Here is a 16,212-nt window from a genome sequence, read left to right on the forward strand (position 1 = left end):
TTCCGAGCCGTACGCGGGCTCGCTAAGCGTTTGGCGGGTTGGCAGGCTGCCGTGTATGCTTCACCAACGAACAAACCTTTCTGGATAGCGATGGCGACCCAACAGAGCGAAAAACCGGCGCTACCGATGCCACGCAACTGGCGTGACGCCGTACCCAACGATCGACTCGGGCATCTTGTCAAGGACGCGGCGCGTGCCATGGCGCGCGGCTTGCAAATCCGCCTGATGGAGCACTCGGTTTCGTATGGTTATTGGCCTTTCCTGCGCATCCTGTGGGAGCGCGAAGGTCTGACGCAGCGTGACCTCGCCGAACTCGCGGGCTTGCGTGAACCCACCGCTTACAACGCGTTGCAGCAAATGGAAAAACTCGGCTACATCACACGCCGCAAGCTGCCCGGCAACATGCGCAATATCTGTGTGTATCTGACACCGAGCGGCAAGGCGCTTCAGAGGCAACTCATTCCACTCGCCGAGGATCTGCATGAGGTCGCGGTTCGGGGCATCGCCGACAAGGATCTGGCGATAGTGCGCAAGGCATTGCAAACCATGGTTCGCAATCTGGAAGAAGACGAACTCGAAGCGAACCGCCTCATGCCGCCATCGCGCAAGATAGTGTGACGCCAAAGCGAAAGCGGTGCGATGTCATGTTCGCGCTAAGGGATCGACATGCCTTTCCAGCGCAAACCAGTCTCGCCAAAGCGTCAAAGCCGCATGCGCGCAGCAAATACTTAGGGATATAATAAAGCCGCCTCGAGAGCGGTGCTACGCGCGTGCGCACCGGTTCGGTTTGTCATCTTCGTCATAGCCGCGCGCCGCATTCCGAATCGTACGTGACGTGAAAGCATCCATCGCGAAAACGCCTATTGCCGATACGGCAACGCGGGAATCAGCGGCGAACGTGCCGCATGACGGCGTGGCCGTTCCGCAACTCTACTGGGGCATTCTGGTCGTCACGCTCAGCACCGCGTTAGGCGCACTGGATACGGTAATCGCCAATGTCGCGCTACCAACCATTGCGCAAGATCTACACGCGTCGCCTTCGACCTCTATCTGGATCGTCAACAGCTATCAGATGGCGATCGCGGTATCACTGCTGCCGCTGTCGTCGCTTGGAGACCGGATCGGCTATCGCGTGATTTACCTGACGGGCCTCAGTGTGTTCACGCTTGCGTCGCTGGCCTGCGCGCTATCGCATACGCTCCTCGCATTGGCGTTATCGCGCGCCGTGCAAGGGTTCGGCGCAGCCGGCATAGCCAGCGTCAATACGGCGCTCGTTCGAACGCTCTACCCTTCGCGACTGCTGGGTCGCGGAGTCAGCATCAACGCTTCGGTGATTGCCACTGCATCGGTTGCCGGGCCTACCGTCGCGGCGTCCATCCTGTCGGTCGCACCATGGCCGTGGCTATTTGCCGTCAACGTTCCGCTTGGCATCGCCGCGCTTTTACTCGGGCTCGTCGCGCTGCCGCGCAACCTCACCCATCGCAACCGTTACGACTTTGTCAGCGCGTTGCTCAACGTGCTGACCCTTGGCTCGCTGGTGCTGGCCGTCGACGCCTTCGGTCACGGCAGCGGCAAACTGAACGTCATTCTTTACTTGTGCTGCACGGTCGCCATCGGCTATGTCTTCGTCAGGCGTCAACTGAATCGCGAAACCCCACTGCTGCCCGTTGATCTGCTGCGCGAGCCGGTTTTCGCGTTGTCCGTCGCAACCTCGATCTGTTCGTTCATTGCGCAGATGCTCGCCTTCGTCTCTTTGCCGTTCCTCCTGCAACGAACGTATGGCTACTCTCCCGCTCATGTCGGCCTGCTGCTGACACCATGGCCGCTTGCCGTGCTATGCGTGGCGCCCTTCGCTGGCGTCCTCTCCGATCGCTATCCGGCCGGCATTCTCGGCGGCATCGGCCTTGCGGCGCTGGCCACAGGACTCGCGCTGCTCGCGTGGCTCCCGGCCAGTCCGGCACCGCTCGCCATCGGCTGGCGCATGGCGTTGTGCGGTTTGGGCTTCGGGCTTTTCCAGTCGCCCAACAATCGCGCGATTCTCGCCGCCGCGCCGCGCGGACGCACCGGCGGCGCAAGCGGCATGATCGGTACCGCGCGCATGCTCGGGCAGACCATCGGCGCCGCTCTCGTCGCCTTCGCCTTCGAAGTGGTGCCGCAACACGAAGGCAGCGTCGCGCTCGCGGCAGCGGCCGGATTTGCGTCGCTGGCGGCTTGCGTGAGCCTGTCGAGACTCGCCGCCGTGCGCCCATCCTGACGCGCCGTTCTCCAAACTTAACCGAAGTGATGTCTTCAACGAATAGTTAGGTTTTCGAACGACTTTACGTTGACGCGATAAACATAGATAGCTAATATAATTCTGGCTGTCTGACGGCTTTGGGTCCGTTTTTCCCACTTTCCCGTGCGCGATGCCAGGCAAAATCCGGCACGGCTCTTCACCGATCTTTTCTGGAGGTGAACTCATGCTCACAGCAGAACAGAACCAACGGCTCACGCGCGTCGGCGCGGGCACGCCCGGCGGCGAGCTGATGCGCCGCTACTGGCATCCCATTGCGGGTGTCGACGAATTCTCCGACGGACGCAGCGCGCGCCGCGTGCGCCTGCTCGGCGAAGACCTCGTGCTGTTCAAGGACCGCCAGGGCCGGTTCGGCCTGATTGCCGAACATTGTCCGCATCGGCGCGCGTCGCTTGCGTACGGCATCCCGACCGCGGAAGGCATTCGCTGCCCGTATCACGGCTGGCATTTCGATGCGCAGGGAAACTGCATCGACCAGCCGAACGAATCGGTCGAAACGTGCTTCAAGGAGCGCGTCAAAACGCCGGCCTATGCGGTCGAAGAACTCGGCGGCATGCTGTTCGCGTACATGGGACCAGAGCCCCGCCCGCAGTTGCCGCGCTTCGATGGCTTCGTGATCGAGCCGGCGGTACGCATGATCGGACGCGCGGTGATTCCGGCTAACTGGCTGCAGATCATGGAGAACTCGGTCGATCAGGTGCATACCGAATGGCTGCACGGACATCTGTACGAAAACCTGAAAGAAAAGGAAGGCGTGCGGGTAGCAATCACCAAAAAGCACGTGCGCATCGGCTTTACCGAATTCGAGCATGGCATCATCAAACGGCGTCTGCTCGAAGGCCAAAGCGAAGATTGCGACGACTGGCAGGTCGGCCATCCGCTCGTGTTTCCGAACATGCTGGCAGTCGGCTACGCGTCGAAGAAAGCCGGCAGCCGCATGTCGTTCCAGATCCGCACGCCGATGGACGACACGCACACGCTGCACCTGTGGTACACCACGTTCGTGCCGCCCGAAGGCACCGAGATTCCGCCGCATCTGCGCGAGCGCGTTCCGGTTTACGAAGTGCCTTACGTCGACCGCCGCGGCGACTACCTGCTCGACATGATCGATTCTCAGGACATCATGGCGTGGATCACACAAGGCCCGATCGCCGACCGCACAAAGGAAAATCTCGGCTCGACGGACCAGGGCGTGGCAATATTGCGGCGCATGGTGCATCGCGAACAGGCCAAGGTCGCGCGTGGTGAAGATCCATTGGGCACGGTGCGCGACCCGGCAATGAACGAGCAGATTCATTTACCGCTGGAGCAGGACAAGTATCACTACAACGATGGCTTTACCAGCATGCTCGGGCGCACTCAGGCACGTTATTCACCCTATGCCCGCGATCTCATCCGGCTGTTCTCGCCTGAACATGCCGAGGCATTTGAACGCGTGCTGGAGATGCTCTAAGCGCAGAAAAGTGGGCGCCATTCCGATGAAATAAGGGCGCCCTCTTTAACACGTCGCTGGAAAAGCGCTTAGCCGGTCAGTAAAGGCGGTTCAACGCCAGGATCGAGTTGCATATCGAACGTGGCGAGCAGTGCCGCAATCGTCGAATAGTTTCCCATCAGCGCCACCAGATCAATCAACGAACGCTTGCCGAACACCTTCAGCGCGCGCTCATAAGTGCGCGAGCTAACCCGATGCGCGCGAAAAATCTCCCGGCCCAGCGTGACGACGAGCGCGTCGGTTTGATCGAGTGCAGCAAGCCGCCGGTCACGCCGGATCGCGTCAATGGTGTCTTCGGGCACACCCGCGCTCAATGCCGCCTCTTCATGCGCAGCCCACTCGAACTGACTGTCGCAGCAACGCGCCGTGGTCAGTATGGCGACCTCGCGCACTCGCGCCGATAGCGGCGCTTCGAAACGCAAATAGCGCAATAGCGCACGGTTGCGTTTCGCGAGTTCCGGACTGTGCAACTGGAGCCCACCGGGCCCGCGCAAGCCACGTATCGAATGCGGGCCCGGTTTCACATGTGCGTCGAAAATCTCCTGCGCTTCCGCGTCGAGGGTCGCGCGATCGGGCAGCGGCAACCGGCATCCCGATTGAGGATCGATATCTGTGGGGTACATGTCGTCGTCTCCGTGATGCACCGGTGTCGCGATTTACGCGCTTACTGGCTTGCCGCCTGTCCGACGCCCGCTTTCTTCTGCGCGTCCTCGAGCTTTGACGGATACGTGGCGCCCTCCTGATTCGGCTGATAGCCGTTCTTCTCAAGCGTCTGCAATTCAGCCTTGTTCTTCGCGTGCGCCGCCTTGCGGTCGGCTTTGCGTTGCGCCTTGCGCGCGGCCTTGGTGGTAGCGCCCGAGGCGGCGCCCGTATCCTGCGCAAACGCCGGCACTACCGACGCCGCCATCGTGACCAGCGCCGCGGCCATGATCGTAACCAGACAGTTCTTTTTTATCGTCGACATGGTTGTATCTCCTCATTCGTTGGTTTTGCCAGGCTTTACACTTGCGCTGCCGCGAACATGGCTTCCATCTCGCGCCGCACGCGCACGTCCAGGCGATTGGCGTCATAGCGCACATCGCTCCATCGCACCACGGTGCCCGCGGCGATGTCGTGGATCAGTTCCATACCGTGCGCAACACCGATCGGCAAGGCGGCCGCCGCAAGCGAATCCGCGGACGGCATCAGCTTGCCGTACACCGTGTAACCACCTTCACCGTCGAGCCGCTCGCCCGCACGCAAAGCGCGTTTGCTGGTGGCCACCGCATCCGCCCGAAAGCCGCCGGTCGAACCGGTTGCTTCACCGCGCAACGCGGCGCTCGCCACCGAGGTTCCCAGCTCCAGGCCGATCAGATGATACGGTTTGTAGATCGCCGCGTAACGGCCGCTCGCGTCCGTGCGCAAACCGTATTGCGCAAAACAGTCACGCACATAGGCGCTGACCGCTTCGATCACGACGTATACGCCCCAACGCAAGTCCCGGAACACCGGACGTCCATCGCGTTCAAGCGATGACACGACCTCAACCGTGCCGCGGCGCTCCAGCACGCCACCGTCTTCGACTGGTTTAAGAAGCGCCGGCAGGTCGTCCGCACCGCAGGCTGGAAATGCCAGACCGTCCACCGCCGGCGTGAGCGCGCACGCGTTCGCGACCGCCGCCATTTCGAGTGCCGATTTCGTGCCGTCCACGAACGAGTTGAACATCTGCGCGTTGAAGTCGCCGCTGCGCACCTGCTCATCAGAAAACCCGTAATGGCGCCAGACGGTATCCGGCGTGGATTGCCGGTAAGCGGGCAGATAACGCGTACCCTTGCCCGCGCAGACGATCTCGAAGCCGCAGGTACGCGCCCAGTCGACCAGTTCGGCGATCAGCGCGGGCTGATCGCCCGACGCCATCGAATAGACAATGCCCGCTTCCCGCGCACGCTGCGCGAGCAGCGGCCCCGCGAGCACGTCCGCCTCGACGTTGACCATTACCACATGCTTGCGATGCTCGCAGCACAACAACGCATGGCGCACGCCAGCGGCCGGGTGGCCAGTCGCTTCGATAATGACGTCGACAGGCTCGCACGCGATCAGCGCCGCGGCATCGTCGGTGATGAAGGTCGAGCCGTTGTCGAGCGCGTCGCACCAACTCGCCGCCGCATAAGCGGATGCGCACCAGCCCACGCGTTGCAGCGATTCGCGGGCGCGCTGCGGCGACAGATCCGCGATGCCGACCAGATGCACACCCGGCGTCGTGCGCACTTGCGACAGATACATCGAGCCGAATTTTCCTGCGCCGATCAGGCCGACACGCACCGGCCGGTTCGACGCGGCTCGTGCCTCGAGCTTCGCTATCAACGACATGAACGTCCTCCACGGCGAGTGGCGCGCGACAAGTACCGCCTACTCGACCGCTTCGGCCGGCAGCGTAATGCGCCGCATCACACGGCGCTGTTTCGAGTCGAAATCCGTGCGCGCATGCAATGCGCAGCGGTTGTCCCAGATCAGCACGTCGCCAACCTGCCAGCGATGCGAGTAAATGAACTCCGGCCGCTCCTGATAAGCAAACAGATAGTCGAGCAATGCATCACTCTCTTCTTTCGGCATGCCCTCGATGCGCGCCGTCATCAGCCGGTTGACGAACAGTGACTTGCGCCGCGTGACGGGATGCGTTCGTACGACCGGATGCACGTGACTCGGCGCGTCCGCATTCGGCTGCCCGCAACGGGTCGGGTTCACACCGTAGTCGTAGACGTTCAGCGCCCTGAGACCTTCGATCTTTTGCTTGACGGCTTCGGGCAGTGCTTCGTAAGACTTATAGGTGTTGGCAAACAGCGTGTTACCGCCTTCGCTCGGGATTTCAATCGCATACAGCATCGTGCCTTTCGACGGGTGGTCGCGATAGCACTGATCGGAATGGAACTGCATTTCGCCATCGGGCAGAATGCCGTCCGGCCGATCCGGCTGCTTCACGTTCGTTACATAGACGAGCCCCTCGACACGCTCCAGCGCCGGAATATGGCCTGACGACAATGCGCCGCCACCGAACAGCTTGCCAAACCTGACCTGGTCCTCCTCGGAAAGCGTCTGGTTGCGGATCAGCACGACGAGGTTCTCATGCCACGCGTCGAGGATCTTCTGGTTCTGTTCGGCCGACAGATTGCGCAGATCGACACCACGCACCTCAGCTCCCAATGCGTCCGACAAAGGACGCGTCGTCACAACACCCGTCACTTGCGCCTGCTCGCTCATTACTGTCTCCTTGAATCGCCCACGGATTGGCTCGCTTGCTGTGAAAACGCGGTGTCGGGCGCGGACGAAACGTCCGCAGCGGCCGGCAGCTGCGCATCGTGTTGCCACGGCGTCGCGCGGCCTGTTGAAGTGTGGATACCGACCGATTCGCCAGATGATTCACTGGATCGTCCGGCGATCATCTCCGCCGCCTTCTCAGCGATCATCAACACCGCCGCGTTGATATTTCCGCCGACGATGTCCGGCATCACCGACGCATCGACCACGCGCAGGCCGCGCACATTACGCACGCGCAGCGAGGCGTCGACCACGGCTAGCGGATCATCGGCGGTGCCCATGCGGCACGTGCCAGCCGGGTGATGCGAAGTGGCTGAAGTACGCCGCATGTGCGCATCGAGTGCGGCGTCGGACCTCTGGTCCGCGCCTGGCAGCGTCTCGCCGCCGACGAACGGGCGCAGCGCGCTCTGGCCCGCCACCCCGCGGATCAGGCGCATGCCGGCGCGTAGCGTGCGCGCATCCCGTTCGTCGTCGAGAAAGTTGAAGTGAATTTTCGGCGCCGCTTGCGGATCGGCTGACGCCAGTTCGATCCACCCGCGACTGTGCGGTCGCAACAGCACGGCGCGACATGCGAACCCGTCTGGCGCCGGCCGGCTAAACGGCGCGAACCAGGGTCCCGCGCCCGGCGGCAACGCGCGAAACAGCAACTGGATATCGGGTAACGCGGCCGTGTCGCTGGTCTTCACGAACGCCGTCCAGCCGCTCGGCAAGTCCGTCCAGAAGCCATTACGGAACAACGCCGCCTGAACGATCCCACGCGCCACCCGATCGAGCCGCATTTCGCGCTGAAAGATGCCCGGCGTGCAGCGGCTGAATTCGACACTGGCCCACAGGTGATCCTGCAAATTCCGGCCAACGCCCGCCACCTCGGCTTTAACCGGGATTCGATGACGTTCGAGCTGCCCGGGGTCGCCGATACCGGAAAGCATCAGTAGGTGCGGCGAATGAATCGTGCCGGCGCAAAGAATGACTTCCCGGTCCGCCTCCACGTCTTTTGTTTCGCCGTTTACGACCACGCGCACACCCGTCACGCGGTCGCCGCTGAACAACAGCGTTTGCACCGCCGCCCGCGTCATTACGCGCAAATTGCTACGTCCGAGCGCGGGCCGCAGATAGGCGGAAGCGGCGCTCGAGCGACGCCCGTCGCCGACGGTCAATTGCAGACGACCCACGCCTTCCTGGGTACGGCCGTTGTAGTCGGGCGTGGCGGGCAGCCCGGCTTCGCCCGCCGCGCGCATCCAGGCATCGACAAGCGGATCCGGGTAGCGCGATGTGCACGTTGCAAGGGGCCCGACGCCGCCGCGAAATTCCGATGCTCCCGATTCCCAATGTTCCTGCTTGCGAAAATAAGGCAACACATCCCGATATGACCAGCCTGGCAGGCCATAAGACGCCCAGCGATCGTAGTCGCCTGCGTGGCCCCGCACGTAGGCCATCGCATTCACCGACGAACAGCCGCCAATCACCTTGCCACGCGCGCACTCGATGCGCCGGCCGTCGAGGCGTGCTTCCGGCTCGCTATGCAAACCCCAGTCGAAACGCGGCGAGCCGTGCAAACGCCCCCATCCGAGCGGAATATGAATCCACGCGCTGCGATCCCACCCACCGGCTTCGATCAGCAGGACGTTCGCGTCGCCCGCCTCTGTCAGCCGCGCGGCGAGCGTGCAGCCGGCCGAGCCCGCACCGATGATGATGTAGTCGAACCGTGACGTTGTGCTCATGGTGGCTGTCGAAACATGCAAGAAATGGACCGATCAGCGGAGTGTGATGTGAACCGATTTTTGCCTGGTATAGCTAAGCAACTCATCCATGCACTCTTCACGTCCCACGCCGCTGTTCTTCGTGCCGCCAAACGGCATGCCGGTGTAGTGGCCGCCTCCTCCGTTCATCCAGACGTAGCCACAGTCGATCTTCATCGCGATCTTCAGCGCCGCGTTCAGATCGTTCGACCAGAGCGCCGCGGCGAGACCGTATTCCGTCGCGTTGGCGAGCGCGAGCGCCTCATCCACGGAACGCCATTTGAGCACCGACAGAACCGGGCCGAACACTTCCTCGCGCGCGATCCGCATGTCGCGTGTCACGTCAGTGAAGACGGTCGGTTCAACCCAGTAGCCGCGCGCGAATTCTTCCCCAAGTGGACGCTTGCCGCCAGTCGCGAGCCGCGCGCCGTCGGCTTTTGCGATGTCGATGTATTCGAGCACGCGCCGATAGTGCCGCTCGGAATTGATCGGTCCCATTTGCGAGTGTTCATCGAGGGGGTTACCGAGTCTGAGCCCCGACACCGCCGCGACGATACGCTCGACCACGGCGTCGTGGATCGACTCGTGCAGGAGCAGACGGCTCGTCGATCCACAAGACTGGCCTTGCCACGCGAAGTTCATGCCGGCGATCGCGGCGTTTGCCGCGACGTCGGGATCGACATCGGGAAACACGATCATTGGATTCTTGCCGCCCAGTTCCAGCGAAACCTGCTTGACGCACACTTCCGCTGCGCGGCGCTGGATCATCATGCCGGTGCCAACGGAACCGGTGAATGCGATACGCCGCACGCGCGGGTGACGTACGATTGCATCGCCCGTGGTTTGTCCCGGACCCGGCAATATATTGACGAGACCGGCGGGCAGCACGTCAGCGCAGACTTCACCGAGTATCGCGGACGACAGCGGACTCTGCTCCGGCGGTTTGATGAGTGCGGCATTGCCCGCCATCAACGGTCCCGCTAGCGCCGCCACTTCGAAATACACCGGATGGTTGAACGGCACGATACGCGCGACCACACCGAACGGTTCGCGCATCGACAGATGCAAGCGATCTTTCGTGAATGGCAGCGTCTCGCCTTTGATTTCGCACGCAATACTTGCGTAGTACTCGAGCAGATGCACCGCGCCCGCCAGATCGCCGCGCATCTTACCTATCGTATTGCCGGTGTCGCGCACTTCGAGTTGCAAGATTTCATCGCGGCGTTCCATCAGGCGCCTGCCCAACTCGCGTAGCCGGGCGGCCCGCTCGCTCACGTCGAGCGCGGCCCACGCCGGCTGCGCCCGTTCGGCCGCACTGACCGCGCGGTCCACGTCGTCGGCGTCGGCAATCGCCATGCGACCGATCGCCGTTTCGTCAGCGGGATTCAGCGAGACCGCCCACTCTTCGCGCGCGCCCGCGCCGAGCAGTCCATCGATCAGCAGCGGATAGTCACGCAAACCGGCTTGATCGCCAGCACGCATCGAAGTCGTCTCCACCAGTCGCTCTCTTAAAGATTTAAAATAAGATACCTAAGATTATGACGGATCGGCGGCAAGTCAAGTCGGGAGTAACCCGTTTCGCGTGAAAGCCGCCATAGCCGCGAAAAACATCAAGCGCCTATGTTCGTCACCAGCATGTTGCAGAACGTGTCAACTTCGACGTGCTGTCCCGGATACACCACTGTCGTCGAGGTGCGCTCCTCGACGATCAACGGACCGGTGAGCCGCGTACCGGGATACAGATCGTTGCGCCGGTAAACCGGGGTCGGCACTGATGCTTGCGGACCGAACCACGCTTCGCGTGTTTCGAACGGTGCGGGCGAGACATCATTCGCGACTTCAAACGTTTTCATGGCCGGCTTTGGAATCTGTCCGACGCCTGTCACCTTGAAGTTGACGATTTCAACCAGTTGCTGTTGCGCCATATGACCGTACCTGCGGTGGTGCGCCTCGTGAAAGCGCTGCTGAAGCGTGGCGAGATCGTCGGGGCCGTTGAGCGCGGGCACCGTCACGTTCACTTCATACGACTGGCCGGCGTAACGCATGCCTGCGTGGCGCACGGAAGTCAGATGCTCGCGTGGAATGTTTTCGTTCACGAGGTCTTCCAGCACAATCGCTTCCATATCGCGGTAGAACGCGTTTAGCTCGTCGCTGGTGGTCGCCTCCATGCGCGTGATGCGTGTCATGCTGCGCTCCTGCTGAACGTCGCTGACCAGCATGCCGTACGCGCTGAACGTGCCGGGGTCGCGCGGAATCAGAATCCGGTTGATGGCCAACTCGGCGGCGATTTTTGCGGCTGTCGTCGGCCCCATGCCGCCGAACGGCACAAGTGCGAATTCACGCGGATCGTAACCGCGCTCGACACTGATCGTACGCATCGCGATCACGACATTGGTCGTCAGCACGCGCAGGATGCCCCACGCTGCTTCGTGCACGCTCATGCCGAGCGGTTTAGCGACGTGCTGTTCGACTGCCTCGTAGGAGGCATCGCGAGAGATCGCCATTTTCCCTTCGAGCAGCGCGCGCTGATTCAGGTGACCCAGCACAACAAGCGCGTCGGTGAGCGTCGGATGCGTGCCGCCGCGCATGTAGCAGGCGGGTCCCGGATTCGATCCGGCGCTTTCCGGCCCCACCTTCAGAACGCCGCCAAGCTGGACCGACGCGAGACTGCCGCCGCCCGCGCCCACCGTGTCGATATCGACCGCGTGAGTGCGGATCGGATGGCGTCCCACCGACACCTCCGACTTGTGCAGCAACTGACCAGGAATCACCGCCATGTCGGTGCTGGTGCCGCCGACGTCGAACGTCAACAGATTGGCCACGCCTTTGGCCGAGCCGAGATAGCGGCTGCCGATCGTGCCTGCCACCGGGCCTGACATCACCGTCTGGATCGGCGTGCGCGATAGCATTCGCGAACTCGCCGCGCCGCCGTCCGACTTCATCATCAGCACACGCGCACCCGGAAAATAACCGAGCGACAGTGTCTCGAGATCTTTCAGATAGCGTGCGGCCGGCGGCCCGATATAGGCGTTCGCTACCGTCGATGCGGTGCGTTCGTACTCGCGCCATTCTGGGTTGACCTCGCTCGAAAGCGACACGTACATGCCGGGCGCGACATCTTCAATGATTCGCGCGATCTCCTGCTCGTGCGCCGCGTTCGCGTACGAAAACAGCAGCGCCACGGCAATCGCCTCGACCTGTTGCGCCTGCAACTTCTTCACCGCCGCCACCACATCGTCGCGCTGCAACGGTTCGATCACGGCCCCGTCGAACGCGAGCCGTTCACGCACTTCATGAATGCGATCGCGCGTCAGCAGCATTTTCGGCGCGGGCGCATACAGATTGAACACGTCGCCGCCGCGCCATTGACGGCCCATTTCGTAGACGTCGCGAAACCCCGCCGTGGTCAGCAGGCCGACACGCACGCCGTTGTCCTCAAGCAGCGTGTTGAGTGCAGCGGTCGAACCATGCAGGATCAGCGACACGGCCTCCGCACCGAATTCCGTCTGCAGGTCCTTCATGATCGTGTCCATCACGAGCATTGGCTCTGCCCGGTTCGACAGATACTTGCGGATCACCGTGACGTCGCCCAAGTCTTCGTCGAATGCCGTCACATCGGTAAAAGTCCCGCCGACGTCGATGCCGATCCGCAGTTTCATAACCACCTCTTTTCCAATAACGGATGCAATAAGTGTTGTCGTTTCGCGTGCCTGATGTCAGTACTTCGACGCGTCAGTACACCGGTGCATTAGCGCGCAGAGGCGCCTTTTATGTGATTGCGCAATTGCGCGGTGGCTTCGCCGTCAACGCTGCCGTCATCGGCGCGTATCGCCACGCCGTACAGCTCGCGAGCCGCTTCGATCGACACATAGCCGCGCAGTACGTCGAGCCGCACCGCTTCGGTATCACGCGCAAAAGGATCGCCACGGCCGCCACCGCCCGCGAGCCCCCATGCCAGCACGTCACCCGCATGCAGCCGCAGCCCCGCCACTTTCGACGGCAACGCGCGCTCATCCGGCTTGCCTCGGTTGAGCACCGCACTCGACGCTCTCGCCGGCGACGCACCGAGCGAACCCGGCGACGCGTGCTTGAAGCGATCCGCGCGCAGATTGAAGGTGACCTCGTCGCTCAGCACTTCCCATTCGCGCATCGCGCCAAGTCCACCGCGATGCAGACCGGCGCCAGCGGAATCCTGAATCAATGCGTACCGGCGAATGCGCAACGGAAACTCCGTTTCCACTGCCTCGATCGGCGTGTTCATCACGTTCAGCACGAGTTCGTCCTGAACGCTAACGCCGTCACCATGCGGTCTTGCACCGCCTCCGCCGTTGTAGATTTCGTGAATCGAGAACCAGCGTCCCGTGCGTGGGTTGAGCCCCGAGCCGGTCAGGCCACCGCTTGCGCCGCTGCCGGGCGCCGGAATGCGATCGGGCGCGACCTCGCCGAGCACGCGCGCGACCAGCGTGCTGATCAACTGGCTGGCACGCACGTACATATTGACCGGCGCCGGAAAGCGCGGATTGAGCAGCGACCCTTCTGGCGGATACGCGACGTCGATCGGTCGCGACATGCCGTCATTCACCGGCAAATGCGGCGCGAAGGCCATCTTCACCCAACACTCGATCACATTGCGCGACACGCATGGCCTCAGATTGATCGGCCCGCGCGCCTGCGGGTCGCTGTCGAGCGTGAACTTGAGCCGGTCGCCCGCGACTTCGAGCGACAACGCAATGCGATACGACTTCTCGCGGTCGATCCCGTCGTCGTCGAGATAGTCGACGACCGGACCATAGGTGCCGGGTTTGAGCTGCCTGATCTGCGCCACCAGTTCGCTTTCGCAGATGTCCATCCAGCGCGTCCAGCAGGCGAGCACCGACTTCGTACTGTACTTCTCGAACAGTTCGCCGAACTTGCGAATGCCATAGACATTGGTCTGCACCTGAGCGTTGATGTCGCCCCAGGTGACTTCCGGCGTGCGCGTGTTCGCGCAGATCAGTTCGTACAGCGCATCGTTGAGCTCGCCCTCGCGGTACAGCTTGACGGGCGGAATCAGCAGGCCTTCCTGAAACACTTCGGTCGCGTCGGGGCTATTGGTGCCTGGCACCTTACCGCCTATATCCGGCTTGTGCGCCGTATTGCCGATATACGCGACCAGTTGTCCCTCGAAGAACACCGGCGAGATGATCGTGACATCGGTTGCATGGTTCTGACACGCGCGATACGGGTGATTGACAATGAACGCATCGCCCGGCGCCATCTTGCCGCGAAACGCTCGATGAATCTCGCGCGTTTGCGCGGCGATCGGTCCGATATGCGCCGGCTGCGGGATGCCCTGTGCGACCATCCGCGCATGCCGGTCGAAAATCGCAAACGTGAAGTCCTGGCTTTCCTTGATCACCGTCGAATAGCCGGTGCGCAGCATGTTCATTGTCAATTCACGTGCAATCTGCAACGTGGACTGGAAAATGACTTCCAGATCGATGCCGTCCATCAGGATCTCCGCGACGCTGAAGTAAAAGATGGCAGCGCCCCTCGCGCGGCCGCATGGATACACGACGACTAGGCGCGGCGCTCGTGCTCTTCGAGCACGCTCACGTAATGGCGCCAGGTCCACCTGAAAACGTCCTTGTTGTGCGCCGCGAGTTTCGCGTTCTGCGCCTCACGCAGCCGCTTGAAGTACATCTGGTCTTCCTCGCCCAGCAGCATGGGCGGCTTTCCCGCCTTCGCGCATTCGAGCGTGATGCTGGCCAGTGTTTCAAGCTGGATCGCCTTGATCGTCGCTTCCTCGACGGAGGCGCCGACGGTCGCCACGCCGTGGCCATACATGAGACACACCGACTTGTTCTGCATCGAGCTGACGAGTTGCTGGCCCGTCGCCGCGTCGCGCACGAGCATCGCGCGCGGGAACATCGGCACGCCTTCCGCGGCGAGATACATCGAGTTGGGATCGTAGGCGCCGAAAACCGGCTGCAATTCGAGGCCGAGTATCGTGCAAAGCATCGACGCGCGCGGATGCGCATGCACGACCGCGCCGACTTCGGGCCGCGCCTTGTAGAGCTCGCCGTGAATCGGCAACTCAGTGGGCGTTTCGTACGCATCGGCATGTTCGAGTTCGGATCCGTCGAAGCGGCACGCGTGGATCGCTTCAGGCTGAGTGCGTATCAAACCCGCCTCGCTTTGTCCGCGACAGCGGATCAACATGCGCTCGTTATCGATTCGCGCACTGACGTGGCCCGTGGTTTCACGCACCAGACCGAGATGGGCAAGAATCCGGCACGCGGTGGCGATCGTGTCGCGAAGTTCGTCAAGCGTCGTGTCCATGTACGGTGTCTCCTGATTGAGTGCAACGCGTTGTAACCTTGCTTCATATCCGGCGTGCTACCGCTCGCGCCGCTTCAACGATCTATCGTGATCTCCGGCGTTTTTGCGCGCGATACGCAAGGAATGATGAAAGTGTCGAGTTCGTCGTCGAACAACGCCAGATCGCGATGGTCCGCCACGCCAGCAAGCAGGGCGGTCTTGCACGTGGCACACGATCCGGTTTCGCACGAAGTCGGCACGTCGAAGCCGTGTTCGCGCATCACCTGTACGATCGACTTGTCAGCAGGAATGTCGAGCGTCACGCCGCTTTTCGCCAGATGGCACCGGAACGGCCGGTCCACGCTGGATTCGTCCGCCACCTTCGCCGAACCGAAGTCTTCGAAATGGACCGTGCCGCGAGGCCAGTTCGCAGCGGCCTCGCGCACCGCGTCCATCAGCGGGCGCGGACCACAGCAGTACAGGTGTGTGCCGGGCTCGCGCGCGGTGAGCAGACCGGCGACATCGAAAGCGCGTTCCGGATCACCTTCGTCGTGATGCACCGTGACGTTGGCGCGATCGCGCGGCGCGCTGACTTCGTTCAGAAACGCGGTTACTCCGGCCGTGCGCGCAAAGTAATACAGATCGTACGGAACGCCGCGCGCGTCGAGGTGTTGCATCATCGCGTAGATCGGCGTGATGCCTATGCCGCCCGCAATGAACAGGTATTTTTCCGCCGACGCTTCCAGCGGAAAATCATTGCGCGGCGTCGATACATTCAACAGGTCACCGGCGTGCACGCCTTCAATCATCGCGCGCGAACCACCCTGCCCGTGATGTTCCTTCTTCACGGCGAAACGGTAATAGCCTGTTTCACCCGGCGCGCTGCACAGCGAATACTTGCGCACGAGACCGGTCGGACCGGTCACCTCCACGTGCGCGCCCGGCGTGAAATCGGGTAGCGCGGCGCCATCGGCGTCGCGTACCTCGAACAGGTAAATGTCACCCGCAATCTGCGCTTTGTGACTGACAAGCAAATTCATATTTCTCCCTGTACACGTCGCCGGTCTGTGCGTTGCCGGTTCGCGTCGCTTCTT

At 62.3% G+C, this 16,212-nt stretch carries 13 protein-coding genes; 3 read left to right on the forward strand and 10 right to left on the reverse strand.

Translation table 11 applies throughout. The features are described from left to right. The first annotated feature begins 90 nt into the window (after positions 1–90). The 3 genes from PQR32_RS37380 to PQR32_RS37390 all read left to right on the forward strand — a co-directional run bounded on the left by PQR32_RS37380 (position 91) and on the right by PQR32_RS37390 (position 3,746). Positions 91–618 carry a MarR family winged helix-turn-helix transcriptional regulator gene (locus PQR32_RS37380; protein WP_408239531.1) on the forward strand — a complete coding sequence of 176 codons (528 nt, stop codon included), beginning with the start codon at positions 91–93 and terminating at the stop codon, positions 616–618. A gap of 217 nt (positions 619–835) precedes the next feature. Beyond that, entirely contained in the window at positions 836–2,254 is a 1,419-nt protein-coding gene (locus tag PQR32_RS37385) for an MFS transporter (RefSeq protein ID WP_408239534.1), read from the forward strand. Positions 2,255–2,459: 205 nt separating this feature from the next. Next, the gene (locus PQR32_RS37390; protein ID WP_408239537.1) at positions 2,460–3,746 is read left to right on the forward strand and encodes a Rieske 2Fe-2S domain-containing protein; all 1,287 of its coding nucleotides are present in this window, start codon (positions 2,460–2,462) and stop codon (positions 3,744–3,746) included. A gap of 68 nt (positions 3,747–3,814) precedes the next feature. On the opposite strand, the gene PQR32_RS37395 is transcribed toward PQR32_RS37390, so the two are convergent. From PQR32_RS37395 to PQR32_RS37440, 10 genes are all read right to left on the reverse strand, one after another. Beyond that, positions 3,815–4,408 carry a carboxymuconolactone decarboxylase family protein gene (locus PQR32_RS37395; RefSeq protein ID WP_408239540.1) on the reverse strand — a complete coding sequence of 198 codons (594 nt, stop codon included), beginning with the start codon at positions 4,406–4,408 and terminating at the stop codon, positions 3,815–3,817. Positions 4,409–4,449: 41 nt separating this feature from the next. After that, positions 4,450–4,749 carry a hypothetical protein gene (locus tag PQR32_RS37400; RefSeq protein WP_408239543.1) on the reverse strand — a complete coding sequence of 100 codons (300 nt, stop codon included), beginning with the start codon at positions 4,747–4,749 and terminating at the stop codon, positions 4,450–4,452. Between the two features lie 35 nt (positions 4,750–4,784). After that, positions 4,785–6,134, reverse strand: a complete 1,350-nt coding sequence (locus PQR32_RS37405) for an NAD(P)H-dependent oxidoreductase (protein ID WP_408239546.1) — start codon at positions 6,132–6,134, stop codon at positions 4,785–4,787. A 39-nt stretch (positions 6,135–6,173) separates the two neighbouring features. Further along, entirely contained in the window at positions 6,174–7,022 is an 849-nt protein-coding gene (locus PQR32_RS37410; protein WP_408239549.1) for a TauD/TfdA dioxygenase family protein, read from the reverse strand. Continuing rightward, complete coding sequence (locus tag PQR32_RS37415; protein WP_408239551.1) at positions 7,022–8,800, reverse strand: GMC family oxidoreductase; 1,779 nt, start codon at positions 8,798–8,800, stop codon at positions 7,022–7,024. The genes PQR32_RS37410 and PQR32_RS37415 overlap by 1 nt, the downstream gene beginning before the upstream one ends. 33 nt (positions 8,801–8,833) lie before the next feature. Then, the gene (locus PQR32_RS37420; protein WP_408239554.1) at positions 8,834–10,300 is read right to left on the reverse strand and encodes an aldehyde dehydrogenase family protein; all 1,467 of its coding nucleotides are present in this window, start codon (positions 10,298–10,300) and stop codon (positions 8,834–8,836) included. Between the two features lie 128 nt (positions 10,301–10,428). Continuing rightward, the gene (locus PQR32_RS37425) at positions 10,429–12,477 is read right to left on the reverse strand and encodes a hydantoinase/oxoprolinase family protein (protein ID WP_408239557.1); all 2,049 of its coding nucleotides are present in this window, start codon (positions 12,475–12,477) and stop codon (positions 10,429–10,431) included. Between the two features lie 89 nt (positions 12,478–12,566). Next, positions 12,567–14,309 (reverse strand): hydantoinase B/oxoprolinase family protein, encoded by a 1,743-nt coding sequence (locus PQR32_RS37430; protein ID WP_408239560.1) that lies wholly within the window; start codon positions 14,307–14,309, stop codon positions 12,567–12,569. Positions 14,310–14,377: 68 nt separating this feature from the next. Further along, positions 14,378–15,139: a 3,4-dihydroxyphthalate decarboxylase gene (gene phtC / locus PQR32_RS37435; protein WP_408239563.1), complete on the reverse strand. Its 762-nt coding sequence runs from the start codon at positions 15,137–15,139 to the stop codon at positions 14,378–14,380. A 74-nt stretch (positions 15,140–15,213) separates the two neighbouring features. Beyond that, positions 15,214–16,158, reverse strand: a complete 945-nt coding sequence (locus tag PQR32_RS37440; RefSeq protein ID WP_408239566.1) for a PDR/VanB family oxidoreductase — start codon at positions 16,156–16,158, stop codon at positions 15,214–15,216. Positions 16,159–16,212 lie beyond the last annotated feature (54 nt).

It is taken from the genome of Paraburkholderia dipogonis, from assembly GCF_046027395.1.
Taxonomy (GTDB): Bacteria; Pseudomonadota; Gammaproteobacteria; order Burkholderiales; family Burkholderiaceae; genus Paraburkholderia; species Paraburkholderia dipogonis_A.

What these genes read in the sequence shown, in the direction of transcription:
- PQR32_RS37380 (WP_408239531.1), top strand. Translation starts at nt 91, where the DNA reads ATGGCGACCCAACAGAGCGAAAAACCGGCGCTACCGATGCCACGCAAC.
- PQR32_RS37390 (WP_408239537.1), top strand. Translation starts at nt 2,460, where the DNA reads ATGCTCACAGCAGAACAGAACCAACGGCTCACGCGCGTCGGCGCGGGC.
- PQR32_RS37395 (WP_408239540.1), bottom strand. Translation starts at nt 4,408, where the DNA reads ATGTACCCCACAGATATCGATCCTCAATCGGGATGCCGGTTGCCGCTG.
- PQR32_RS37400 (WP_408239543.1), bottom strand. Translation starts at nt 4,749, where the DNA reads ATGTCGACGATAAAAAAGAACTGTCTGGTTACGATCATGGCCGCGGCG.
- PQR32_RS37405 (WP_408239546.1), bottom strand. Translation starts at nt 6,134, where the DNA reads ATGTCGTTGATAGCGAAGCTCGAGGCACGAGCCGCGTCGAACCGGCCG.
- PQR32_RS37410 (WP_408239549.1), bottom strand. Translation starts at nt 7,022, where the DNA reads ATGAGCGAGCAGGCGCAAGTGACGGGTGTTGTGACGACGCGTCCTTTG.
- PQR32_RS37415 (WP_408239551.1), bottom strand. Translation starts at nt 8,800, where the DNA reads ATGAGCACAACGTCACGGTTCGACTACATCATCATCGGTGCGGGCTCG.
- PQR32_RS37420 (WP_408239554.1), bottom strand. Translation starts at nt 10,300, where the DNA reads ATGCGTGCTGGCGATCAAGCCGGTTTGCGTGACTATCCGCTGCTGATC.
- PQR32_RS37425 (WP_408239557.1), bottom strand. Translation starts at nt 12,477, where the DNA reads ATGAAACTGCGGATCGGCATCGACGTCGGCGGGACTTTTACCGATGTG.
- PQR32_RS37430 (WP_408239560.1), bottom strand. Translation starts at nt 14,309, where the DNA reads ATGGACGGCATCGATCTGGAAGTCATTTTCCAGTCCACGTTGCAGATT.
- phtC (WP_408239563.1), bottom strand. Translation starts at nt 15,139, where the DNA reads ATGGACACGACGCTTGACGAACTTCGCGACACGATCGCCACCGCGTGC.
- PQR32_RS37440 (WP_408239566.1), bottom strand. Translation starts at nt 16,158, where the DNA reads ATGAATTTGCTTGTCAGTCACAAAGCGCAGATTGCGGGTGACATTTAC.